The sequence below is a fragment of the Rapidithrix thailandica genome (assembly GCF_039710355.1).
Classification (GTDB): Bacteria; Bacteroidota; Bacteroidia; order Cytophagales; family Flammeovirgaceae; genus Rapidithrix; species Rapidithrix thailandica.
In genome coordinates, this window is the sequence record NZ_JBDKWZ010000002.1 from 375,852 (window position 1) to 400,660 (window position 24,809).

The following is a 24,809-nucleotide window of genomic DNA, read 5'->3' on the forward strand; positions in this document are numbered from 1 at the left end:
ATCTTGAAGATGATAAAAAATACTGGAGCCGGTTGAAAAGTAAGGTTAATCTTTTTTACATTAAAAAAATTATGCACAGTTATAATACAAATAATTGCGTATTTTTCAAAAAATACTTTACTAAGATTTTAGTATTTCTAAACTCTTAGAGTGCGGGGAACCGTTCCCCTTTAAACTTTAGGATAACTAAGGTTACATTTAAAGTATATGTTATTTTGTTTAGCCGCTAAGAGCATGTTTAAATTACATCCTTTGGGTCATACACTCCCATTTCAGTAAATAACAAAGGGGCATTGCAGCCCCTTTGTATTACTTTTACAAGTCTCCGTTTATTTGTCTGGCTGTTGCTTTTTATATACCAAGTAAAATACTTGGGGCAGTACGGTGAGGGAAAGGACCATACAGACTAACAAACCGCCCACAATCATAATGGCCAGGGGCTTTTGAATTTCCGAACCCATTCCGGTAGATAATGCCGCTGGCAACAAGCCCATCGAACCCATCAGGGCGATCATCACAATGGAGCGAATGCGATGGTACACTCCATTTGAAATAGCTTCGTGCAAAGGCATTCGCTTCCGGAGGTTGTCCCGCATCACGGCAATCAGGATAATACTGTTAATGGTATTCACTCCGAAAAGGATGATGAACCCGATACCTGCCGAGATGCCAAAGACGGTTTGGGTTACCCACAGGGATAAAAATCCTCCGATAAAGGCAAAAGGAATGGTGCTGGCCGCTATCAAGGTATCTTTCAGCGTTCCGAAGTTAAAATACAATAAGAATAAGATCAGCACCAATACGGCCGGAACGATCACCGCTAACTGTTTGCCGGCTCTTTCTTTACTTTCAAACTCCCCGGCCCAGGTAACTTTATTGGCCGCTGGCAATTGTACTTTTTGCGCTACCTGGGTTTTGGCTTCGGCAATGGTGCTGCCTAGGTCCCGGCCTTCGATGCCAAAGCCTACTGCGATGTAGCGGCTGCTGCCTTCGCGATAAATAAAGGCGGGGCCTGTACGGAAGTCTATCGTGGCAATTTCTTTTAAGGGAATCCGCTTGCCGTCTTTGGCCGGGATCAGAATTTCTTCGATCTTTTCTTTGGTGTCCCGGTATTCTTTTTTAAAGCGGATACGCACATCAAACATGCGTTCATTTTCATAAAAAGTCGTCACGGCACTGCCTCCGATGGCCATTTCCACTACCGTTTGGGCATCAGTAACGGCTACCCCGTAGCGGGCCATCTTATGGTCGTGCAATTGAATCCGGAGCTCGGGAAGGCCTATGTTCCGGTAAATATTCAAATCCACAATACCCCGGACATCTTTGATGGCTGCAGCCACTTGATTGGCATACTTTTCCAGCTCATACAGGTTCTCTCCGAATATTTTCACAACCAAAGCACTTTTTACTCCGGCTACATACTCTTCCACGTTATCCTGAATCGGTTGACTAAATCCGAAAATAATCCCCGGATACACCTCCAGTTTACTACGCATTTCAGCCAGCAGTTCTTTCTTTTCTATCTTTCGTTCCCAATCTTGCTCCGGGTACAGCTGTATGTGGAATTCGATATTGAAAAAACCCGTAGGGTCAGTGCCGTCATTCGGCCGGCCGGCTTGGTTCAAAACGAACTTCACTTCTTCTATTTCCCGTAATTTCTCTTTCATTTCTTTGGCCAACTGTACGGCTTCTTCCAGGTTAACGCTATTGGGTAAGGTTGCTCTTACGTAGACGGCACCTTCGTTTAGCTTGGGAATAAATTCAGAGCCATACATCAGAAATTTCCCTAAACAAATGCCCAGTATGAGGATGAATCCGTACAGGGTGACCTTTCTTCGTTGATGGCTCCACAGAAAGAGTTGAAACATGCTTTTCCGGAAAAAGCGGGAAATGAAATTTTCTTTTTCCACGATATTTTTCGTGAGAAGCACTTTGCACAAAGCCGGCACATAGGTGATGCTCAACAGCAAAGAACCCAAGAGGGCGTAACCCAATGTGTAGGCCAGCGGGGAGAACATCTTTCCCTCTACTTTTTGAAAAGAAAAGATGGGTACCAAGGCCACAATCAGGATGATTTGGGCAAATACGATGTAGCTCCCTACGCTGCCCGCACTTTTTTTGATCAAGCCGGTTTTGCTGATACGATTAAACCGCTCCATTCCCAGAAAATGCGCCTTTCTCTCCATTGTTACAAATACTGTTTCCACGATGACCAAGGTCCCTTCCAACAACAAGCCAAAGTCAATCGCCCCCATTGAAATCAGGTTGGCCGGCAACCCCTGGATCCGGAGCATTACAATGGCAAAAAGAAAGGCAAGGGGAATAACCGAAGCCACAATGGCTGTAGTCCGCCAATCGTACAGGAAAATAAACACGATTACCGACACCAGGACGATCCCCTCAATAATATTTTTGGTGACGGTATGTACCGTAGCTTCTACCAGCTCGGTCCGGTCGATAAAGGGTTCAATTTTTACATCTTTCGGCAGTATCCGGTCGTTTAGCTCGGCTATTTTTTCTTTCAATTTCGGAATCACCTCACCGGGATTCTCTCCCCGGAGCATAATGACAATTCCCTCGACCAAATCTTCGTCTTCCTGAAAGCCCACTTGTCCCAGGCGCGGTTTGGCAGAAATCTGCACTTCCGCTACATGTTTAACCAGCACCGGGGTAGTCCCTTTGACTTTGATCAAGATATTTTCGATATCTTCCGTTTTTTCCAGAAGGCCTACACCTCGCACTACATAGGCCTGGCTGCCCACTTCAATGATGTCTCCCCCCACATTTACGTTGCTTTTGGATACGGCCTCAAACACATCCAAGGGCGACAGGTCGTAGTTGGTCAATTCGGCCGGGATGATTTTGATTTCATAGATTTTCTCCTCTCCGCCAAAACTGACGACATTGGCTACGCCCGGTACGGCAACCAGCTCCCGTTCGATCACCCAATCGTGCAGGGCCGTAATCTCCCGGAGAGGGCGGTCACTTTTCACCACATAGCGGTAAATCTCACCGGTGGCCCCATAGGGCGGTTCAATTTCCGCATCCGTTCCGGCTGGCAGTTCAACGGCCTGCAAACGATTGGAAGCGTATTGTTGCGCATAAAAATCTTCTACCCCGTCATCAAAAATGACCGTGACCACCGAAAGGCCAAACAGAGAGATGGAGCGCACTTGTGCTTTTTTGGGAATGGTGTTCATCACCTTGGAAATGGGTAAGGTTACAAACTTTTCCACTTCTTCGGCGCTGCGGCCTTGCCATTGGGTGATGATTCTGACCCGGGTGTTGGTAACATCGGGGAAGGCCTCAATCGGGGTGTGAAGGTAACTGATGACCCCGGCCACCACTAAAACTGCGGTAAGAAAAAATACGATAACGGCATTCTTCAATGAGAAGGCCACAATGCTTTGAACCAGTTTTTGCATGGAAGACTAGCGGTTTTGCAGGTTTTTGATTTGTTCGTAAATAAGTAATTGGTTTTTGGAAATAAACCGCTCTTGCGCTTGAATTCCCGCTGCGATATAAGTGGTTCCATTGTTCTTACTCAGTACTTCGATGTTCCGGACTTCTATATCACAATCGTCATGAAACAGCACGACAAAGTTCTGATTGTCATCAAAAATCAATGCATTGGTAGGAATGGCTACGGCTCGGCTTTCGCTTCTTTTCACAGCCATCACATCGACAAACATTCCCGGTTTCAGTTTCAGAGAGGGGTTATCAATTACTACCCGGGCTTTCAATACCCGCTCTTCGCTGTCAAAGACCTGCGAAAGCACGGCAATTTCGCCTTTAAAAACCTCGTCCGGATAGGAAAGCGTTTTGATTTCGACTTCCAAGCCCTCTTCCACTTTGGTCACGTTACCCGCATAAATATTGACCAGCACCCATACTTCACGAAGATCGGAGAGGGTGAAAAGAGGGCCTTCTCCGGAGGTAATTTGCATCCCTGCTGTCATCTGTTTACCGGTGATAATACCTGAGGCCGGAGCTTTTATTTGAAAGACTCCTTTTTCCGTACTGGCGCTGTATAGCGATAAAATCGTATCAATCTTATTCAATTCGGCTTCTTTGATCGATACTTCACTCTGCGCCTCCAGTAAGTCTTTTTCCGAAGCAATACCATCTTCGTACATGGCTTGTACCGATTTCAACTGTCTTTCCGCAACCCTGAGCTGGGCTGCCAGGGATTGCCGCTCCGATTGAAGCTGACTCAATTCAGGGCTGCGTAACTCTGCCAGTAATTGCCCTTTTGTGACTCGGTCGCCCAGGGAGAAATACGCATTGTCAATAACGCCCTGCACCAAGCTTATAAAATGAATGACGTTGTCAGGATTACTTTCCACATTGCCTATCAAAGGTATTTTTTCGGTAACGGGGTGAACCCGGGCCGTATCAAGTGTGATTTTTTCTTTGAAGTTTTCCTCCAGGCAATAGTTGTCCCCGGCTTGATTTTCGATCAGTGCCTTTCCTTGCGGCTGATCACAAGCATAGAGGGAAAGCATAAGGAGTAATGGAAGGAAAATGAATGCCAAGTACTGCTGTTGGGTTTGTGTTTGCATGTATGCCAGGTTTTTTGGGTTAGAGAATATCGGTTCCGACTTCGTATTGAAGTTCCTCAAGTTTTAAATTGATCTCTTTGGAGGATTCGAGGAGATTTTTTTTATTATTGAGATAGGCTTCTAAAAAATCAAGGTATTCCAACTGACTGATATCACGGTCTTTAAAGGTTTTGGTAAACCGGTTGAGCATCCTGTCCAACTCTGCTTCAAAACCCGGCTCCAGTCTTTCGTAAAAGGCAATGGCGGTTTGCAAATGCTGATTTGCCAGAAGAAGCCCCGATTCCATTTCAAGTGCTTTTTGAGCGCCCAATACTTCTGCCCGCTCCATGGCGATGCGGGCATGCTTGATATTTCCTTGGTTCCGGTTGAATACGGGAAGGTCTATTCCGACACCAAAACCGACAAAGTCCTTCATAAAATTTCCGCCCCGGTCGTACCCCGCCTTCAATGTAATATCCGGAATGCGTTGGGCTCTTTCGTATGTATGCCATTTATCGAAGTACTTCTTTTCCAATTGGGCTATTTTCAAATCGGGCCGGTGTGTTGTGGCTTCCTGCAAAAGCGAATCGGGAGCCAGCCTTTTTATTTTGGCAAACTCCGGGAGGTATCCTGTGGTGTCCAGCACCAGGCAAGAACTTGGAGGCAGGTTCATCAACACTTTCAACTCGTGTTGTATGTTGTTCATTTCTTTGGAAAGGCCGTGTATCTCTTGCACAATTTCCAGCTCCAGGGCTTTCAGACGGAGCCATTCCGCCTTGCTGAGATTACCTTCCTCCACTTGTTTCCGATAGGCATTGACCAGCTGTTGTACAGAGGAAAGTTGTTTCCGGTACACCTCTCTGAGTTGTTGCAAATACTGTAGTTGAGTAAGGTCTTTTCGAAACTCCACTTTCAGGTTGCGCAGCAACTCTTCGAAATATTGGCCCGCCATATCTACGGAAACTTGCTCTACTGCCATCATTTTTTTCCGCTTTCCGGCCGTCAGAAGCAACTGTTCGATTTCCACTCCGATTTGTTGGTTGCGTCCGAACCTACCTACCAGGGGAGGTAGTCCTTCCGCTCCTTGTAGTTGTGCCGGAGTGGCCCAGGCATTCACCTGGTCAATGGTAAGAGTCGGGTTGGGCCAAAGTCTGGCTTGTCGTAAAGTCGCCTCCGCTTGATTGATATTCAGCTTTTCTGCGATCAACAGGAGGTTCTCCTTCAGGAACAATGCTTCACATTGTTGGCGGTTCAGTTGTAAGGTGTCTTGCCCGAAGGCCAGTTGACAGGTAGTAAAGCCTATCAACAAGAAACCCAGGTACTTTTGTAGGTTCATTGGCTTGCCTTAATGATAAATATTAATGGCCCAAAGAACTTTTAAAGCAGCTTAAAAAGACCTTAAAACGGATAAAATTTAGCTTAAGGGCAAAGCCACCGTGAAGAGGTTGGTGTCGGTACCGGGTGTGGTATAGGTCACTGTTCCCCCATGCAGGGAAATGATTTTATAGATAAAGACCAAGCCCAGGCCAAATCCTCGCTTGCCTTGGCTGTTGGCCCCACGAAAAAAGTGTTGAAATAAATATTGCCGTTCCTGTTCGCGGATGGTTTTTCCCCGGTTGATAAACTCTACTTTCAGCTGATCGCCCGAAGGAATGATGTTGATTTTCGCTTGGTGGTCCGTACTGTATTGCTGGCAATTGTGCATTAAATTGGTCAAGGCGGATTTCAACAGCCGCTCATTGGCCAATACTGTGAACTTGTGTTCGTCTTCACTGATTTCCGCATAGTCTACTGAAAAATGATGAGCCGGAAACAACTGCGAAAGCTCTGCGGACAAGTCAAAAATCAACTCGTCCACCCGGACGGGCGCTCTATGAAGTCGATTCCCCGATTCGGCTTTGGATATTTCCAGCAAAGCATGAATAATCTCGCTGAGGCTTTTGGTATCTTCTTTTTGGTGGGCAAGCATCTGTTTGAGCACGCGAGGGTCTGTTTCCTGTTCAATCTTTTCAAAATTGGATACCAACACGGAAATAGGCGTTTTCAACTCGTGCGAAATATGGTGGATGGCATGTTTTTGAAAGGCAAATGCCTCTTTTATTTTTTGCATTAACTCGTTAAAGCGATGTGCCAACACCATGATTTCTTTGCTGCTTTCGTTCGTTTGCAAGGGGACATTGTCCTTGTCCAAGTCATACTGATTAATTCTCCGGGCGATTTCGGTAAGAGGCCCCGAAATTCTTTGAGACAGGTAGAAAGAGACCAACACCACGATCAGAGAAATCGTAGAAAAAGTGATGATCAGAATAGAGCGCAGGTAATTTAACTTGGCATAACCGAATTCGTCATAGGCTTTGCTGATGCCGTAAAAAAGCTTGCCACGGTTGCTGATGGCCAGGCCTACCACATCGTAAAGTTCCTCTTTGGTTTCGATCCAGTGCTGATCGGTGGAAAGTTTGTTCAGGATGGCCCTCATTTTATCGATTGACAAATCGTCAACACTTTTGTAGATCAAGTTTTTCTCATGGTCAAAAATGATGAGTTTTTCATTATAAAAATCGTGAATGGTGGATTTATCCAATGCGACAAAGAGGGTTTCGTCCAGGCCCTTGATTTCGCTTAAAAGTTGAAGGGTAGAGCTGATCTTTTCTTTTTGCCGTTGTTGGAATTGTTCCTCACGGTATTCGGCAAACAGGGTATAAATAAAAAACAAAGCCCCGGCTGTCAAGGCAATCACCGTAGTGGAAAAGTAAATCAAGATTTTTGTCCGGATACTCATTGGCTTTCAAAATAATACCCAAACCCGATTTTTGTTTTGATAGACTCCTTTCCGAAAGGTTTGTCAATTTTATTTCTGAGAAAGTTAATATACACTTCTACCGTGTTGGTGTTGGCATCCACTACACTTCCCCAGATGGTTCGGATCAAGTCTTTTTTAGACACCAACTCCCCACCTGCTTGCAACAGTTTAACCAGGATTTGATACTCCCGGGGAGTCAAGGGGATATCCACCCCTTGCCGGCTTACTTTTTTATGCCCCAAATGCACCACAAGGTCCGATACGGCCAAAGTAGACTCCCGCTTTTCAGGCTGCTGTCTGGTTGCACTCCTTTTGAGTAAAGAATGTACCCGCAGGATCAACTCCCGGATATAGAAAGGCTTGGTCAGGTAATCATCAGCCCCGCATTCAAAGCCTTTGACTTTGTCTTCCAACTCGTCAAAAGCCGTCAACATCAACACAGGTGTGGATGCATTGTATTCCCGGAAGGCCTTACAGAGATCAAAGCCGTTTTTTCCCGGTAAGTTAATATCCAGCACCAGGCAATCAAACATTTCTCTTTTCAACAAACGTTCGGCAAGCAATCCGTCAAAAACCGATTCCACCTCCATTTGCTCCGCTGTTAGCGCCTCCTTGATGTTGCGGTTCAACACCGGATCATCCTCTATCAATAAAATCTTTTTCAATGTGATATCAGTGATTTTCTCCGGCTACAAAGGTAGTAATTCACATGAAAGGAAAGTACCGGTTACTTCCGGATTTAACTTCTCCAACGGGAAAGTACAAGTGCAATATACCTCGATCTTAAAAACCATCCGACACCCATTCATTTATTACAGTATTATCCTACCTCAAATAAGAATACAGAGCGGTGAACCTTTCCTTTAAGGGTATTGACCTATGAGTTTAACTAATCCTATCTAAGGATTTAAAAATCATATATTTAATACTTAAAGACCGGACATCATTCCTCCATCTACAAGTAGTGAAGTACCAGTAATGTAAGGACAATCATTGGATGCTAAAAACAATGCGGCTTCGGCCATTTCTTCTGCCGTAGCAATGCGCTTTAACCCGTCTACCAAGGCTTTTGCATTTTCCACTTTTTCTTTGGAATCCCCGGTGGACCTCCTGAACATCGGGGTATCGGTAATCCCCGGAGACAGCACATTGATCCGGATACCTTCCTGGCCATAATCCATCGCGGCCGTTTGGGCCAAACCCAAAAGCGCCCGTTTACTGGAGGCATAGGCAGCCGCCCCCGGCCGGGTGGACACACTGTGCATAGAGGCCGTCAGTACGATATTTCCCCCTCCGTTTTTCAACAAATGAGGAAGCTGATACTTCATCGCCAAAAAGACACCACGAACATTGGTATTGTGAATCCACTCCCACTGTTCCAGGGTGATCTCATGCAACTTGCCAAACATCACTTCACCGGCATTGTTGAAAGCCACATCCAATTTTCCATACCGCTTTACAACTTTGTCTACAAAAGAGGCCATTTCTTCCGGTTGGGTAACGTCCGCTTTTATATAGATACCCTCTCCTCCCTGTTGTTTGATTTCTTTTTCCACTTCTTTACCTAATTCTTCACGTCTTCCACAAAATCCAACCATTCCTCCCTCTTGGGCGAAAGCCAGGGCAGCCGCTTTGCCAATGCCAGAGGTCGCTCCGGTGATGATTATTACTTTTCCTTCAAATCTCCTTTTCACCGGTGCATTATCATTTGCCGCCTGGGCACTCACACTCAGGGGCAAACCCGCAACAGCAGCCGCAGACAAGCCTTTGGTTACAAAATTTCTTCTGTCCATTTTTGTTTATTTTTGATTGAAAGATTGAAACATTTCAAAACTCTACTCAAGTACCTTTTTCACAATTACAGCATTGGTAGCTTTGCCCCATATTCGCAAAAAACCTTTGCTTCTTTTGGAAAGAAAGCTCATTCCTCTATACAATACAACCTGTGTAAAGTTTACCCTTTATATGTTTTGATTTCCTTTATTGTGGTTGAATACCAGCTTTGCGATACTTGGTTTTCATATATTCAAAGGTAGGGAGAAAACCCGCTTCAGACTTTTTATATTCAAACCATAACTTCTACTATTCAATCGAAAAATGTAAAACTTTCTTAAAACAGCGATTAGGACAATAATTCTTCCCGGAAAGTACTAGGTGTTGCGGAGGTATGCTTTTTAAAAAAGTTATTAAAGTAAGTAGGGTTTTCGAAGCCTAAACAATAAGCGATTTCGGTAATATTCCAATTGGTATGTTTTAACAGGGTTTTTGCTTCAAGTAGCATTTTGGAAGCAATATGTTCGGTAGTCGTTTTTCCGGTGATTTCTTTCACCGCTTTGTTTAAATGATTGGTATGGATCGACAGGTGCAAGGCATAGTCGCTTGCGGTTTTTAATCGTAAATTGCGCTCAAACGATACAGGGAATTGTCTTTCTAAAAGATCTAAAAACAGGGAAGCAACCCGTGACGAAGCATTGGTATGTTTGAAATACGTATCGGCAGGCTGCATTTTCAATGCCTCATGCATGATCAAATACAAGTAATTGCGGATCAGGTCGTATTTGTATTTATAACCGGAATCGACTTCTTTGATAATATTTTCAAAAAGGCTGCTTATCCTTTCCTTTTGCCATTCATTGATAAAGTACAGGGGATTTCCTCCGACCTTAAACAGGGGCGAATTTTCAAGGCTTTCACTCATTCGTTCCGTACCGGTAAACCCCTCCGAAAACAAGCAAAAATACCCCGACTGGTTGGGAGAACTGGCCTCCCAGGCATAAGGGATATTAGGGTTGGAGAATAACAAAGCCTTACCTGGAATGGAAATCCCTTTATCGGCATAATACAATGTGCCGGACCCAAGAATCAAGGAGATCTTATAAAAATCCCTTCTGTTATAAGGCGAATGTTGTTTGCACGAAACATCATTTCTCCGGTACACATTAAAATGCTCTCCGTTTCTGGTTTTATCACGGTAATGGGTTTCCTTTATGAAAACCCTTTCGTAAAATTCCTTTAAAGATTCGCTCGTATTCATAACTCTGGGTTTATTCCCAAATATAAGGATTTTTGGTGCAGCATTCACAAAGCAAAAAGCTATACAACCTGACTACCGGGTTTGCATAGCTTTTTGCGATTTGTCCGTTAACGGAAAACTCTACTTAGAGCATGTATAAAATTCATCCTTTAGGTTAAAAACTCTTAACAAGTGGTATATAAAGTTAACTGCCCCCGGTCTTCTCCTTGTAGATATTCCATACTTCAAGATAAAGCATCAATCTTAATTTTGAGACAGTCTGATGGCCTTGTATAACCTTCAGTTACGGGATGAATGTTAGTGTTTTTCGGCTCAAATTAGCCAAGTGAGCAATTTCGAGTGTATTCGACTATATCTGAACCCACTCAAAATTGTGGTTATACATTGTTACTTCATGTATATTTTTTTATTATCTCAGATCGTGGAAATTAATATTTAATTTTTTAACCTGATTCATTATATTTTCAGTTCTGTCAAAATTTATAAAATCAATGGCAAATTGATAGTCTTTATGGTAGTTCATGTGTATCACTAAAAATATAGCCTTATTTCTTCCTCCTCCGACTTTTTTTAGTCTGATATATTCTATTTGATTCAGAGGGATTTTTACCTTGACATGTTTGAAAACTAAATTTTTAATAAAAATACCATTGTCACAACTTTCCATATAATAACTTTTTCCAGAGAATAATAGTAAAGCCATTAAGCCCAAAACACTTACTACTACAAATGGTCCATTCGTATATATGTCATAATAGATGAGAGGTATATTGGTAATCAGTGATAATAAGAAAAAATATAACAAATAAGGTGTTAGTTTAACAAAGGTAGAAATCTTAGTAGTTTTATTTGTTATTTGATCACAATCGAAATCAGTATTAAAATGAAAATTAAATGAGTTATTATTTTTAATAATTTTATTCTCTAGTACCCAACGTATTTTCCATAAATTTTTATAGTAGTTATCTTCTAATTTGATTTTTTTTCCATCTTCGAAAACAACTGTTAAACACTCTTCTCTCATAGGGAAGAATAAAAACCTGTAATCTTTTAAGTCATATAACTTGACGCTTCTTATTTGGCTGTAACTGTATCTTGCGTTAAGCCCATACTTTATATAGTCTTTTTCTACTTTTAGGTAAGTGAATCTTTTAACCAGATCATAAATTCCATAAAGTATAAAAGAAATGAATAATAATACAAATACTCTTGTATCAGATTTTGTATAAAATAAGATTGACAGGCCAAAAATAACTATTAAACAAAAAAATAATGTAAATAGAATTGCTCCTTTAGGTTTTGCAATGACTTTTTGATTCATATATTATGGTGATGGTCTTGTATAACTTCAGTTACGCGGTAAAGTTACTTAATTTTAAGATGAACTACTGAAGTTAGCAATTCGGAGTGGATTCGACTACCTCCGAATCCGCTGTAACTGCGGTTATACGTTGCTAAGCAACAGGAAATAGTTAAATCATTCCCCATGTCTAATGGGAAATATCTTTCTTTTATGATGTTGAAAGGATGTATTTGATGTGCAGTTATGGTCAATCCAATTGTGTAAAGAGGCATTTCAAATTCAAAAAAACGCACTTTGTTTCACATCTGTGACTCCATTTGACTTTAAAACTTATTCTAAAAATTCCGGATTTTTTCAACCTCTGTTTCTTTTATTTTTTGTGTTTTGTCTCTTGTTGTTAACGGTATAGATCATGCGTAGTGTTGGCTTGAAAAGCGGTAGTTTTCAATCTGGAACAAATGGTAGCGAGCCGTTTTTATAACTGCTGACGTTCTGTGTATGGAGTATACCTTTCGGTATACAGAGCGTTGGTGAAAGGTTTTATTTATAGTATTCGTACGCATATTTTATCGTAAAAACCAATTTTCCATTCTCATAAACATCAGCATAATCCAAAAGTCCGTTGCTTTTATAATAGTGTTTATATAGAAAATGATTGTCCAAGCCCATACATGGGTCACTAAAATAAGTGTACAATTCATCAATTTGTCCTTTTGGGTTATATTGAATTGTTGTTTTGAATAATTTTATTTCATCTCTATTCCCAAAACCCATTTTGTTTACTCTATCGGCACGTTCCGGGTCATCTTCAATTTTTTCTATCAATCTGTTAGTTGAATCGTATTTGTAGGAAATTGTTTTTGAGATTGTGTCTGCTTGAAAATAAGTTGCCATGGTTAAATTTTGATTCCGGTCATATTGGTAGTCAACTCTTGCCTTACTGAATTTGTCGCACTTTGTCTTTTTTGCGACTTCCAATATTTCGGTGCTGTTCGTTTCCGTATCTATTTTGCCAAATATTGTCCAAGTTCTTGTTATCGTTGTTTTAACTATGTTTCGTTCAATATTTTTTGACTGGGTCACTATTTTGATCAAGTGACCAGTTTTATCATAAGTATTTTCAAATTCTGTAATGCCTTGTTGTATTAATTCATTATGCTTGTCATATTTATACTGAATTGTATCTATTTGTGTAGTATCCGATTTACCCACCCAAAGCATCATGATTTTATTGTCATTTTCATCAAAAACATTTCGATAGATAATCCCAAGTCGTCCCATATTCCACTCTATGGAATTTCCATTTTTATCAAATTTTTCATAAATCGTAGTGCAGCTACCATTTGTATTCAGGAAACAATGTCTTTCTAAAGATGATTTTACATTATTCTTTACTATCAAGTCTTTTTCATTACCAATTTGACCAAAGGTAATTTCGGATATAGCTAAAAATAATATGAGTATTTGAACCTTCATGTTAATGCGCATTAATGATTCGTGGAATTGCCGTGACGAAGCAGTCGCAAGATATGGACAATTACACCTTGTTGGTGGTAGTTTTTTATTCCATTCCTCTATAATCTAATTCTTCACCAATAATATTTTCAATTTTAGTATAATAACCCTCATTAATTTGTTTTGAAACCATACGCATTTAAAGCTTTATGAAAGGTTAGTCCCATTTTTTCAAATCCTTTGTACCTCTCAAAATGCTTAGCTTCGAATGTTAATTTAACATTTGCAGTTTTTTTGATTACTTTCAATAGGAATAAAATTCCTCCACGGACTTATTTCAAAGAAGTATTTATACGACCGTCCGCCATTAAATTTACCTGAATTTAAATCAATGATTATTTCAGCTAATTCATGAATTTCTTTATGTACAATGAATAGGAGGCCTTTATCAATTACTAAATACTTTAAGATTTTCGCTAATTCTATCTTTGATTTTTTTACACCTGAAGAGAGGCATTTCATATTCAAAAAAGCGCAATTTGTTTCACATCTGTGAGTTCAATATCTCCATTTAGCTTTAAAACATATTCTAAAAATTCCGGGTTTTTCAGCCTCTGGTTTTTCCATTTTTTGTATTTTGTCTTATTGTTAACGGCTTGACTAAATACCGTGGTGGTCCCACGAGGGCAGACATGGCTATCTGGCTTTTATTATGTTTAGTTTTTTAATTCACTCAGTAAAATTCTATTTAGACTACTAATGTCTTTATCTATCTTGATTTCCAGACTGGGTTTATTTATTTTTTTTATATCAAAATCCAGCTTTGTCAAAAGTTCCAATCCAACTAATCCATATATTGAGGCAATATCCATGTCCTTCTTATGAGTCTTTAAGGTGCCTCTATAGAGGTCGCTAAAATTCTCAAAACCATTATCGAGAGCAGATTCATTCTTGTAGTTCTTTACTATTTGTGTGTAAGGGTCAGCTAATTTGTAACTTAGCTCTTTAATCAACCTTTTTTGTTCTTCTGAATACTCATTTAAATTCATTTGTTTCATTAGGATATCAATCAACTCTATAGCCTTTTCCTTGCTTGTTTGCTGGGTCATAAAATTGTTGTGAGCATTGTACTCAGAAACAAGACTCTTAGCCTGCTTTTTATTACTTTTTAATTTAAAAAAAGCGAATGTTACGGCAATAATTACAAGGGTAATCACTAAAAGAGTTGAAAATACAGGTAGGTTTAAATTAATGGTTACTGTATACTAATTAAACATAACGCTAAGATAATAACTGTGCTGATTGAACAGCAAAAAAGTGTCCACCGGGCACGATAATTTTAAGTTATGAAAAGTTTTACAGTCTAACCAAGCCCAACATTGTTTTTATTATTTGTTGTGGTTGCTTTTTACTTGTTTATCTTAAGCAAACTTGAATAGGTAGTATCATCATAACTGGAACAGGTTTGTTATCACAAAATCCTGATTTCCATTCAAAATCAGTTATAATTTTAAGTATTTGTACAGCTACATTTGTTCCTTCAATATTTTGTATTATTCTTTTTCCAATTATTCTTCCCTCTTCATTAACTATAAAACCCACAATTATTTTACTTGGCTCTATTCCCATTCTTTCAAATTTCTGTCGAGGGAAAATAAGCGTTTTGGATATCATTTTATAAAGATTTGTCATTCCTCCATTTGGCTCTGGAATTTTTTCTGCAGTAAGGTATACTTCTATATTCGTTAGTGTGTCTAAATGAGATTCACATAAAGACTTATTGACTTTTTCATCATTTTGTCCCAAAGCCCTGACTGACTGAAAAACTATCAATACAAATATGAAGAGCTTCATCCTTTGCATAGCTTTTACGATTTGTCCGTAAACGGAGAACTCTACTTAGAGCATGTTTAAAATTCTTTTTTGATGATGAAAGTTTTCAGTTTAGGGTTCTCAGAAGATCATTTTTTGGTCCGACACTTCGGTGGTCCGGCATACCGGAGAATAGTGGAACTACTTGACCGGGGTGCCGGCCACCGGGATGCCGGCCACCGGGGTACAGGATCAAAAAAAATGATACACTGAGGTTCCTGAAATGGGAGTTTTCAACCCAAAAGGTGAAATTTAAACCTGCTCTTATTGCAACTTGGGAATGACTACTTTTTTCAATAAATTCTTTGAAGAATCAAGCGCTGATTTCATAAAGTTATCCATTGTCTCAAATTCCCTGAACATAAAATTGGCCACCTCATGCCCTCTTCCTTCGTAAGCGTGCAAGGCCACCGGTTTATTCAGCTTCAAGCCTTTTTGGTAAATCGGTTCGGAGCCAAAGAGCATTAACCATCCTTTGTTATACGCTTTACAATAGTGGTGGGCGGCTGTTCCGTAAGGTACTAACTGGTCATTGGTCCCATGAAATAATAATAAGGGCATCCAATTTTCAGCCGTAATGTAATTAAGGTCTACATGCGCTCCGGCAAATATCATAGCACCGGCAAAGCGGAATTTTTCAAAAAACGAAAAACGCTCCGGGTCTTTGTGCACAAAAGGGTTAAAAATAAATTGTAAAACCGTTTCGGCTCCGGCACTGCTTCCGGCTATAAAAAACTTGTCCGTATTCACTTCTAACTCTTTGGCATGATCATAAATATAGCGAGCGGCATCAGCAGCATCTTCCACAGCGGTGTAGATGGCTTTGATTTTTTCAGGCGTTTCCGTATGACAGCCAAAGCTTTTTCCTTTTAAATACAAGCGATAAGAGATCACAAAAACCCGGTAGCCCCTGTCCTGTAAGCCTTCGGCAAAAGGGTATTGGTGTTTAGGGTCTCCCCCGGTGAATCCTCCTCCATGAATGAACATGACCGAAGAACCATTGGACTCGCCCTCAGGTTCGTAATGGTGCATCCACAAGGTATCCGAGTCTTTTATTGCATAAGTAAGTGTAGTGGGTTTGCTTTTTTGAGCCTGTAAACTTACTGTAACCCCACAAATTGCTAAGAATAATAACGTTAGTGTTTTCATATTTCTAGATTTCAAAAGGAATTTTACTTAATTACAGACTCGACCGAAACATCAGCAGGAACTGCTAAACATTTCCATATTTGATACAGCCCTCTGGGGACATGAAAACATCCCTTCCACTTGCCTCCTTTATTGGGTAATAACACTTCCCCTCTCCTGTTCAAATAGCCAAACCATTCCCCATATTCGGAATCTCTAAATTTTTCCCAAGTATACAAATGTATTTTACGAAACCAGTTGGCACACTCCTTATTTCCTGTCAATCTATACGCTTTGGCCATACAAACCAGTGCCTCCAGGTGTACCCACCATAATTTTTGATCCCACTCCAACTGTTGGGTAGGATGGCCCAATACATCCATAAAATAAAAAATCCCGCCATATTTTTGGTCCCAACCTTTTTCAAGGGTATTCAACGCTATGGCCACTGCTTTCTTTACAATATTTTCATCCCCTAACCTTTCGGCAAGATCCATCAAAAACCACATTGCTTCCAAGCCATGCCCCGGGTTGATCAAACGTCCCTCAAACGAATCGTTAAAACGGCCATCCATATTGACATTTTCAAGCAATACACCCCACTCTTCATGATAGAAATCGTCAATAATTTCCCTCACTAATTTTTGGGCCAATGCATCCACCACCTCGTTGCCAATGATGTGTTCCAATTCCAGCGAAAGGTTACTCAAAATCATCGGTAATGCAAAGCTTTTTAGTGCCCGTGTACCGGCAACGTTTTTCAAATATTTACCTTTAGGGTTATTTTTTCTTTTCAGAATATTGTAAAATGTATCTCTGGCAATTTGGGCGTATTTGGGTTCCGGGTGAATTTTGTATAAGGCTCCCAAACCCATTGCGGCAAAACAGTCCGAAAATATATTATAGGGTTGGATCAAGGGTTTTCCATCCCGGGTCAGGGAAAAGTAAAAACTTCCATCTTGGTCCCTTCCGTATTCGGACAAAAATTCCGCTCCGTGTATGGCCATTTCCTTCCACTCTTTTTTGTTTTCTACTTGGTGATACAAACTTGAAAACATCCACACTTCCCGACCTTGCAGCCAAATAAATTTATCCCGGTCAAACACCTTCCCTGAGCGGTCCAAGCAGGTGAAATACCCTCCACACTCTTCGTCTTTCGAATGGTTCATCCAAAATGGGATGACATTTTCCAACAACTCCTGCTTATACAAATAACTATATTCCTTCATGCTTATCCCTATTTTAAGGTTGTTAGTTGATTCAAGTATTCTTTATAGCGGTTGAATAGATGCCCTGCCTGAAGATAGGCCGATTGAGGGCTCATGAAATGTGAAAACTCAAAGGTGATCGCTTTATCGTATCCGGCCTTGGCTGCCGCTTCCAATTTTAGTTTTAATTTTTCAAATTTTATAGGCAAAAATTTTATAGGCATATCCCGGTCAAAGGATTCTGCATTGGTCCAGCATTCCATGCCGTATTTATCCGCCAATTGTTTATTGACCGTAAAAAAACTTTCCAGTTCATGGTAATCGATATGGCCGTCCTGAAAGGCAACGGCATCCACGGCTCCTTTGACCCCGTCAAAAATTTCGTCCCACTCTTTTTCATGTTCTGTCAAGGAAACAACCTCTTCCTTTTTTAATTGGGAAGAAGCAGCCAATACTGCTTTCTTTCCGTCAATCCAAGGAGAAATTAAGGTAGGCAAGTTTGTGCCTTTCTCTTTGCACTGCATTCCCAAAGTCCTGAAAGCTTCTACTGCACCTTTCGTTCCCCGGCTGATTTCCATGCTCAGGTACCAACCTTTAAAACTTTTGTAGTACCCGTACTTCTCCCACACTTCATCAATTACATAGCGGTTGGCGTCAATTTCATGACTCATATCCCCGGTATCCCAATAGATACCGCTGTCGTATAAGCCAAAATAAAAGCTAAAGCCATATTTATCGGCAAGTTGTAAAAACAGCTCTACCCAATCTACCGGAGGAGTATAACAGCCAAATTTGTTCATCAGGTAGTCGGAAGGGTATGTAATAAACCTTCGATAGCCACTGCGAATTAAAATAACCGTATCGATGCCTATGGCTTTCATATGGGCAAAATCCTTATCCCATTCTTTTCTACCCCAATTCTGATGGGGAATATCGTGACTGATTTCATCGAGAAATGTTCCGGTAATTTTCATAATCGTTCCTCTGTTTTCCGTTTCACAAATACTTTTTCCGTTGTAAGTAACTCACCCAGTAGGTGTATACTACAGGTTTCAAGTGAATGCCATCCAGGGTCCAGGCCTGTTTTAAGGCCCCGTTCTCATCGGCAAATTCTTCGTGTAAATTGATATAGACCAATTGCTCTTCCACCGCCAATTGTTGTAGTTTTTCATTCAATTGATTTACCAATGCATTTTTATTTTTCAAATAATCATACTTCAGAAGAGTATCGTTCAAAGGCAAAATACTTTGCACGTATATCCTTGTTTTGGGCAAAGCTTTTTTCAGACGGTGAATGATTTGGGTATAATTTTCAAAAATCACCTCCATGGGCAAACCTCGCCCCAGGTCATTGATCCCTATCAGTAAAAAGATTTTTTTCGGTTGAAGAGCTATCACATTATCCAAGCGGGCCAATACACCAAACGTATTATCCCCTCCAATGCCCCGGTTAGCGATCACTTTGCCGGAAATCAACTCTTGCCACTCTCCTCTTTCGGTAATACTGTTACCTAAAAAAACCATATCGTATTTCTGTACCGGCAATTGATTGTACAGCTCCATCCGCTGGTTATAGTACCAGTTGACATAACTACTATCCACTTGTGCATTCGACTGGGCTTGCAAAATATTAGCGGCAAAAAGCAAGCTTAACAGTAATCCGTATTGTATTCGTATCATCCTCATACACAGTTAGTCGTTATAAGTATTTTTTCTTTTTCAAATAGTCCACCCATTTGATATAGGCAATCGGTTTTAAGTGGATACCGTCAGGAGTGAACCTCTCTATCAATTGCCCTTCTTTGTTGCCAAGCACTTCCCATAAATTGATATATTCGATTTGGTTTTCCTTGGCAATTTCCTGTAGGGCTTCATTCAGGTAAACAATATCTTCCATCTTCACTTTTTTGAAAGGCTCTATGAGCTTTTCCTCATTGACCGGAAGTACACTTTGAAGAAAAAGCCGGGTTTTTGGGGAATATGTCCTGACGCGGTTTACGATCTTTCGATAGTTTTGAATAATGAGTTCTTTGGGAATTTCTCTTTTTAAATCGTTCACGCCTATCAACAGAAAAATCTTAGCAGGTTTGTTCTCCAATATTTTGTCCAAGCGGGCCAACACGCCAAAGCTGATATCTCCGGAAATCCCGCGGTTGGCCACTCTTTTTTTAGGAAGGATATCCAGCCAATCTCCCGCTTCCGTGATGCTGTTTCCAAGAAATACAATTTCTTTTTTCCGGGAAGGGACCTCATCAAAATATTCCATCCGCAATTGATAATACCCATTGTTGTAAGCGCTGTCCACTGCTGTTTGTGCCTTCATCTCTATGCTACCCAACGTACAAGCAAGCACGGCCACGGACATAAAAATTTTCTTTATCATTTTATTTGAAATTTGTTTGTCTACATACGAAAACTAAAGATACTGCAAAGGGGAAGCTTGTAAGACCACACTCCTGGATTGACGCATTCCCCGATGCAGATACCTGATTTACCGGTCTAATTCCGGATTGGCTAACAAGGATTTTTCATTGGAAATAGAGGAATCGGAAATTATGTCCTTTTCTTTGTTCAGCTGATCCCACCAGTATTTTTTCAACAAACCGCTGGTCACCAGAAACACCGCTCCCCAGAGCAATAGTTTGCCGTTTTCATGAATCATAAAATAGATGGGAATGACAACTTGAGACATTTGCCAGAGAACACCAATGACGATGTTAAAGCTATCCCGTTTGAAATCATGGTTAGGTACAAAACCGGGATTCTCCCGCATAACTTCTCTTTTGATCGGTCCCCAAAAACCCCAAGGTTTGGTTTGTTTATAAAATTGCTTGACCGCCTCCCGGTTTTCCAGCGGAGAGAGGAAAGTACCTAAAATGCATCCGGCCAATGAAAAAACTAAAATTACGGGAAAAACATAAATATCCACAAATTCAGGGAAAAAGAACAGTTTTGCGGAAGAGGCGATCAACCCAAACAACATTCCATAAAAATAACCAAACCCTGAAAAACGCCACCAAATCCACTTCAACATATTCGCAGCCGCATAGCCTCCATACAGTGCCGAAGTAATCCAAAGGGTTAGTTCATTTAACGAAGCGGCATAAAACCCGAAGGTAATGCCTATCACTACTAATAAAATAGAAGAAAGGATACTCAAGCGGATATACTTTTTGTCGGAAGCATCCGGGTTGACATATTTTTTATAAATATCATTGACGATATAAGCAGGAGCGGCATTGATAAATGCGGAAAAGGTGCCCATGAAAGCAGACAAAAGTCCTGCGAGCAATAAGCCTTGAAAGCCAATGGGTACAAATTTGCTGATGGCTTTGGGCAAAACCATTTCAAAATCAATTTCCCCACCCATTTGTCCTAGCTCAGGTCCCATATACACCAAGGCAAGAACGGCAAAAGCCGCCACCATCAAATAACGGGGCATGTACAGTACTAAAATACTGATGACGCTCATTTTTGCAGCTTCGGAAGGTGTGCGGGTAGATAATACCCGTTGCATATCATAGCTGGGAACCGGCCCTGCCAAGGAAGCAAAGATGCCTTTGAACAACATCATCATAAACAGCAACCCAAATAACTCAAAACCGTCCGTTGCAATTTTCTGATTGACATTGGGAATCGGTGTTTGACTCCAATCCAAATTCAGGTTCCAACCAAAAAACAGGTCTTTCCAGCCTTCGGGAACCACAGCGCTAATTTGATCTCCGGTAACGGAGGTATAACCAATATAACCGATCACCATACAAGACACCGTCATGATCACGAATTGCATCACTTCCGTAGCTACCACACTGTACATCCCCCCTTTTACCGTATAAATAGCCGTGGCAAAACAGATCAATAAGGCATATACCCGTTCGGAAGACAATAACCAGGGCCCGAGTTGCAAGGAAAGATCCCAAGGTAAAACCGATGTACAGAACTTTCCGATCCCCTCAAAGAAATAAGCGATAAAACCTATTACACTAATGACGGCAAATACGACTATAATGATATGGGAGAGCCGGGCTCCTTTTCCTTCGCCAAAGCGGAAGGTAATCCATTGGGCTCCGGTCATCACATTGGAACGCCTCATCCATATGGCCAGGAAAACAAACACAAACACTTGATTCCAAACAGGCCACAGCCACGGAATCCAGGCACTTTTTAACCCATAGACAAACAAAATACTGACCGTCCACATGGCTCCTGAAATGTCGAACATTCCGGAAGCATTACTCAAACCCAAGTAATACCACTTGAGTTTGTTTCCTCCCAAGAAATAAGACTCCATATCTTGCGAAGCCTTTTTCGATATGTAAAAACCCAAAAACACTATACTTGCCAGATAGAGCAAGATGATGAGTATGTCCAGTTCGTGTAAGGTCATATAATCTACTTTTAAAGTTTAAGCATCTGTGCTTTTTCGCACACATGACAGCATTCATAATCAAAGATCTCCAACAGACCGTTTTCAAGTTCTCCAAAACCATTTTTTCCGGGCAGTAAAAGAAGCCAACGCTACCACACAAGCCGTGACCAGAATCGATTTTACAGGCCCGAAGTAAATACTTATTTCCTTCAGAGAACCAAAGGCTTTGCTTATTCCGGTAAAGTAAAATAGGGGAAGTATACAAAAAGAACCGGCTACATACGCCACCATCGGGTTTTGCCCGGCTCCTACGATGCTTTTCCAAATAACATTCTCAGAGCGATAGGTAGAAATAAGTTCGCAAAACAAGTAGGTAAAAAAGGCCAAGCCGCTGGTAATAAACCAATAACTAAAAGATGAAGGGTCTTTTTTGATGCCGCCATCCATAGGCTCAAACAACAAACCCAGGAACAACCAAAAGGTCCCCCAATAAAACAGTTTCTTTAACATCTCTTCTTTACCGGAGCCGGCATTGGTAAGTATCCATCCTCCGGCAAAACATAAAACAACATTCGCCATCACCGTTAAAAATATCTCCCTGGTAAAAAGTCCTAAAAGATTGACCAAAAGCAGGCTTGTACATATCCATAAAAGATAAGGTTTTTGCAAGGAACTGCTTGAGGTGTAACTTTTTTCCCGGTAGGCAACAATCAAATCGCCCAATAGCATTCCCGGAATGACGATGTTCAGATATTTTAGAAAAGCAAACTGGTAAAACCAGGACACAGCAGGGTGAAAATTATAAATCATGGCTGATAAACTGCCCGAAAACTCGCGGGTCAGCCATATTGCGGCAAAGCAGGCAAGTACCCCTAAACGGAGGAGCGGTTTTTTCACTGTAACGATCCAAATGAAAGCCCCAAACACCGCCATATTTGCCAATACCAAAATAATGATGTCCTGCCGGTTCAAGCCAATTTCAAATCCCGTATAATAGTGGTGTAATAAAGTAACCGCGAAAATCAAGGAGAAACCAAGCCCTTTCAATAGGTACCCTTGTAAGCGACTGAGCGTTTGCCATCGCATAAAAATCAAAAAGAAGCTTCCGAAAGCCACAAGCCCACTTAAGTAATTGATCCAGAGAGGTGCTTTTAGAAAACCCGGATTGGTATGCCGCAATGCTATCGCAAAAAACACTAATAAAGCCCCCCGCTTCAAAATATTGCCCCAAAGTTCCTTATTGTCAGCTTGCCCCAGTTTGTTCCTCAAGGCAAGGGGGAAAGCTGCTCCCATTGAAAAAAGGAAGAAAGGAAAGACCAAATCTACCCAGGTGATTCCGGGAATCTCAGGATGATAAGAAAAATCCGGAGGGCCTACCTGGGCATGAAACATCCAGGCCGGCCATAGATTTTCATGCGGAAACACCCCGGAAAATACCATACCGATAATGGCTATACCTCTTAAAGCATCCAAGGCATTTGCGCGGGTCTTTGTTTTCTTTTCTGTTTTCATTTTCACTTTACTATAGGAAAAAATTACCATTTGCTTCCACCTGTAAGAGGGAGGAGGAATGCAATCAAACTCCTCCTTTTTCCCTCTTTATCAGGGCTGAATGTATCATCCACCCTTATGCATACTGTTACTTTATGCGGGGAATTTTGATAACGCGGAAAAGCAAGCGAAGCAACTACTCTTTCAAGCCTCTTTTCAGGTAATCCCACCAACCGTAATTTATGACATGCACAATGTCAAATACCATTGCCCCTTTGGACTTGGCCCGGCACATTTTTAAGGCTTTTACAAACTGCTCCGGGTCTTTTTTATATTGCTCAACATACACTCCGGCAAACACATCGGTTTTGTCACTGACAATCTTATTGACCAATTCGGCAGAACCTTCTACCGTATACCAGTATTCTTTACCTAACCCCTGCCCGGCTTCGTTGCGTACTACGGTTTGGGTATTGATATTTTCAGCTTCGCTACGGTTTACTTCAAAAAAGTAATTTCCGGTCAGAAATACATCCAAAACTTCAGAATAACCATAGTTTTTATATTCAGACGTTGCCCATTCAAAATCTCCGGAGGGGTCGTACTCCCGGCTGGCCCAGTTTACCCCTACCTCGTAGTAAGTCGGATACCAAGAACCGGTATAATCGCCATAGATCAAGTCCGGGTTTACGGATGTAACCACCTCTTTAGCTTTGTACATAAAGTCATGAATTACTTTAGCACGCCACTCCAACCATTTTTTAAACAAAGGCCCTTCAATTCGTTTGGGTTTCTCACCGGAAGAATAAGAAAAAATATCCGCAGGAAAGTTTTCCACTTTTTGCTCGATATATTCCTCAAATAACTCCTTGGAAGCCTGGGAAAAATCCGCTTGAATTCCATCGTACCGCACTCTGTCCAAGACCAAACCATCCAAGTCAGGATACATTTCCACCAGTTCTTTCAATATGGACAACTGGTACTCCTGCACTTCCGGTAAAGCCGGGTTGAGCATTGCCGAATACTTCTGTTTTTGATCGGTAATCAAAGTCATCCCTTCGGGTAAATAACTCAGTGTTTGCCAATGAGCTTTGGATGCATCCTCATACACCACTCCCCTGTCAAAATAATTATGCCCGGCAACAAACACATTGGTAGAAGCATGAATGGTCAATCCCAATTGATGCCCTTCTTTAATAAAAGCAGAAAGCATGTCCCAAGAGGTGTCTTTTTTTCCGCTTTCGTATTCGCCTTTCCATTCAGTCATTACCGGAGCTATTTTACTTGGGTATAATACTTCCCCTGTGATGGGCTTTACATCCACTACAACATCAGTCACCCCCGCATCTTTGGCTTTTTGTAAGTAATAAGTAATCGAATCGCGAAAGGAAAAACGATGAAAATTGGCTGTTGCATCAAAATACAGGAAGTGCTTTTGGTCAAGCGTATTTTCTTGCGAAGCCAAATCCTTGGCCTTTGTGCCTTCTTCTGTTTTTGTATTCTCGTTGCCTTTGCATGCCACTAATAGCCCACCGGCCAATAGCATCATTAAAATCTGTTTTAAATACTTCATGTTGTAAAAAATGTTCATTTTCAAATTGTTCTACT

19 protein-coding genes are annotated in these 24,809 nt (G+C 41.1%); all 19 read right to left on the reverse strand.

The annotated features are described in order from the left end of the window. Positions 1 to 329: 329 nt before the first annotated feature. Positions 330 to 3,425 (reverse strand): efflux RND transporter permease subunit, encoded by a 3,096-nt coding sequence (locus AAG747_RS05010; protein WP_346820040.1) that lies wholly within the window; start codon positions 3,423 to 3,425, stop codon positions 330 to 332. A 6-nt stretch (positions 3,426 to 3,431) separates the two neighbouring features. After that, positions 3,432 to 4,562, reverse strand: a complete 1,131-nt coding sequence (locus AAG747_RS05015) for an efflux RND transporter periplasmic adaptor subunit (protein WP_346820041.1) — start codon at positions 4,560 to 4,562, stop codon at positions 3,432 to 3,434. Positions 4,563 to 4,581: 19 nt separating this feature from the next. Next, complete coding sequence (locus AAG747_RS05020; protein ID WP_346820042.1) at positions 4,582 to 5,877, reverse strand: TolC family protein; 1,296 nt, start codon at positions 5,875 to 5,877, stop codon at positions 4,582 to 4,584. Positions 5,878 to 5,955: 78 nt separating this feature from the next. Further along, on the reverse strand, positions 5,956 to 7,320 hold the full coding sequence (locus tag AAG747_RS05025; protein WP_346820043.1) for a HAMP domain-containing sensor histidine kinase: 1,365 nt from the start codon (positions 7,318 to 7,320) through the stop codon (positions 5,956 to 5,958). Beyond that, positions 7,317 to 8,006: a response regulator transcription factor gene (locus tag AAG747_RS05030; protein ID WP_346820044.1), complete on the reverse strand. Its 690-nt coding sequence runs from the start codon at positions 8,004 to 8,006 to the stop codon at positions 7,317 to 7,319. Before AAG747_RS05030 ends, AAG747_RS05025 begins: the two co-directional genes overlap by 4 nt. Before the next feature lie 264 nt (positions 8,007 to 8,270). Continuing rightward, a complete protein-coding gene (locus AAG747_RS05035; RefSeq protein WP_346820045.1) occupies positions 8,271 to 9,134 on the reverse strand; it encodes an SDR family NAD(P)-dependent oxidoreductase in 864 nt (287 codons plus the stop codon). 329 nt (positions 9,135 to 9,463) lie between these two features. Next, a complete protein-coding gene (locus tag AAG747_RS05040) occupies positions 9,464 to 10,375 on the reverse strand; it encodes an AraC family transcriptional regulator (protein WP_346820046.1) in 912 nt (303 codons plus the stop codon). Between the two features lie 409 nt (positions 10,376 to 10,784). After that, positions 10,785 to 11,696, reverse strand: a complete 912-nt coding sequence (locus AAG747_RS05045; protein WP_346820047.1) for a hypothetical protein — start codon at positions 11,694 to 11,696, stop codon at positions 10,785 to 10,787. 522 nt (positions 11,697 to 12,218) lie between these two features. Continuing rightward, positions 12,219 to 13,154, reverse strand: a complete 936-nt coding sequence (locus tag AAG747_RS05050) for a hypothetical protein (RefSeq protein ID WP_346820048.1) — start codon at positions 13,152 to 13,154, stop codon at positions 12,219 to 12,221. Between the two features lie 695 nt (positions 13,155 to 13,849). Then, positions 13,850 to 14,350 (reverse strand): hypothetical protein, encoded by a 501-nt coding sequence (locus AAG747_RS05055; RefSeq protein ID WP_346820049.1) that lies wholly within the window; start codon positions 14,348 to 14,350, stop codon positions 13,850 to 13,852. Between the two features lie 199 nt (positions 14,351 to 14,549). Next, positions 14,550 to 14,987: a hypothetical protein gene (locus AAG747_RS05060; protein WP_346820050.1), complete on the reverse strand. Its 438-nt coding sequence runs from the start codon at positions 14,985 to 14,987 to the stop codon at positions 14,550 to 14,552. A gap of 282 nt (positions 14,988 to 15,269) precedes the next feature. Continuing rightward, entirely contained in the window at positions 15,270 to 16,154 is an 885-nt protein-coding gene (locus AAG747_RS05065; RefSeq protein WP_346820051.1) for an alpha/beta hydrolase, read from the reverse strand. A 23-nt stretch (positions 16,155 to 16,177) separates the two neighbouring features. Further along, the gene (locus AAG747_RS05070) at positions 16,178 to 17,362 is read right to left on the reverse strand and encodes a n-acyl-d-glucosamine 2-epimerase (RefSeq protein WP_346820052.1); all 1,185 of its coding nucleotides are present in this window, start codon (positions 17,360 to 17,362) and stop codon (positions 16,178 to 16,180) included. 8 nt (positions 17,363 to 17,370) lie between these two features. After that, positions 17,371 to 18,315 (reverse strand): DUF4434 domain-containing protein, encoded by a 945-nt coding sequence (locus AAG747_RS05075; protein ID WP_346820053.1) that lies wholly within the window; start codon positions 18,313 to 18,315, stop codon positions 17,371 to 17,373. A 22-nt stretch (positions 18,316 to 18,337) separates the two neighbouring features. Then, positions 18,338 to 19,021 (reverse strand): GDSL-type esterase/lipase family protein, encoded by a 684-nt coding sequence (locus AAG747_RS05080; RefSeq protein ID WP_346820054.1) that lies wholly within the window; start codon positions 19,019 to 19,021, stop codon positions 18,338 to 18,340. Positions 19,022 to 19,040: 19 nt separating this feature from the next. Further along, positions 19,041 to 19,724 carry a GDSL-type esterase/lipase family protein gene (locus AAG747_RS05085; RefSeq protein WP_346820055.1) on the reverse strand — a complete coding sequence of 228 codons (684 nt, stop codon included), beginning with the start codon at positions 19,722 to 19,724 and terminating at the stop codon, positions 19,041 to 19,043. A gap of 108 nt (positions 19,725 to 19,832) precedes the next feature. After that, complete coding sequence (locus AAG747_RS05090; protein WP_346820056.1) at positions 19,833 to 21,728, reverse strand: sodium:solute symporter family protein; 1,896 nt, start codon at positions 21,726 to 21,728, stop codon at positions 19,833 to 19,835. 84 nt (positions 21,729 to 21,812) lie between these two features. Next, positions 21,813 to 23,222, reverse strand: a complete 1,410-nt coding sequence (locus AAG747_RS05095) for a DUF5009 domain-containing protein (protein ID WP_346820057.1) — start codon at positions 23,220 to 23,222, stop codon at positions 21,813 to 21,815. A 175-nt stretch (positions 23,223 to 23,397) separates the two neighbouring features. Next, positions 23,398 to 24,774, reverse strand: a complete 1,377-nt coding sequence (locus AAG747_RS05100) for an alpha amylase family protein (protein ID WP_346820058.1) — start codon at positions 24,772 to 24,774, stop codon at positions 23,398 to 23,400. Between the last annotated feature and the right edge of the window lie 35 nt (positions 24,775 to 24,809).